Genomic DNA, 1170 nt, shown 5'->3' with positions numbered 1-1170 from the left:
GGCGCCTGCAGGAGTGGATGACTGTCCATCTTGCAGACGTTTGATCAAGCAATGAGTAGTTTGTAAAGCAAGCGAAACGTTGCCAGTGGTTGAACATCTGCAGCTAAGAGTATTTGTCTTCGGACATGTAGTTTTAAGTGAAGAGTTTGATCCTGGCTCAGAGTGAACGCTGGCGGTAGGCCTAACACATGCAAGTCGAACGGCAGCACAGGAGAGCTTGCTCTCTGGGTGGCGAGTGGCGGACGGGTGAGGAATGCATCGGAATCTACTCTTTCGTGGGGGATAACGTAGGGAAACTTACGCTAATACCGCATACGACCTACGGGTGAAAGCCGGGGACCTTCGGGCCTGGCGCGAAAGAATGAGCCGATGCCCGATTAGCTAGTTGGCGGGGTAAGAGCCCACCAAGGCGACGATCGGTAGCTGGTCTGAGAGGATGATCAGCCACACTGGAACTGAGACACGGTCCAGACTCCTACGGGAGGCAGCAGTGGGGAATATTGGACAATGGGCGCAAGCCTGATCCAGCCATACCGCGTGGGTGAAGAAGGCCTTCGGGTTGTAAAGCCCTTTTGTTGGGAAAGAAAAGCAGTCGGTTAATACCCGATTGTTCTGACGGTACCCAAAGAATAAGCACCGGCTAACTTCGTGCCAGCAGCCGCGGTAATACGAAGGGTGCAAGCGTTACTCGGAATTACTGGGCGTAAAGCGTGCGTAGGTGGTTGTTTAAGTCTGTCGTGAAAGCCCTGGGCTCAACCTGGGAATTGCGATGGAAACTGGGCGACTAGAGTGTGGCAGAGGGTAGTGGAATTCCTGGTGTAGCAGTGAAATGCGTAGAGATCAGGAGGAACATCCGTGGCGAAGGCGACTGCCTGGGCCAACACTGACACTGAGGCACGAAAGCGTGGGGAGCAAACAGGATTAGATACCCTGGTAGTCCACGCCCTAAACGATGCGAACTGGATGTTGGGTGCAATTTGGCACGCAGTATCGAAGCTAACGCGTTAAGTTCGCCGCCTGGGGAGTACGGTCGCAAGACTGAAACTCAAAGGAATTGACGGGGGCCCGCACAAGCGGTGGAGTATGTGGTTTAATTCGATGCAACGCGAAGAACCTTACCTGGCCTTGACATGTCGCGAACTTTCCAGAGATGGATTGGTGCCTTCGGGA

The 1170-nt window shown here is 53.8% G+C and carries 1 rRNA gene; it reads left to right on the top strand.

The annotated features are described in order from the left end of the window. Positions 1-134 precede the first annotated feature (134 nt). A 16S ribosomal RNA gene (locus QMX80_RS19170) occupies positions 135-1170 on the top strand; the annotation flags it as partial.

It is taken from the genome of Stenotrophomonas sp. PS02297, from assembly GCF_029959705.1.
In the GTDB taxonomy this organism is placed as follows: Bacteria; Pseudomonadota; Gammaproteobacteria; order Xanthomonadales; family Xanthomonadaceae; genus Stenotrophomonas; species Stenotrophomonas nitritireducens.
This window is presented reverse-complemented; position numbering and strand designations above follow the sequence as displayed.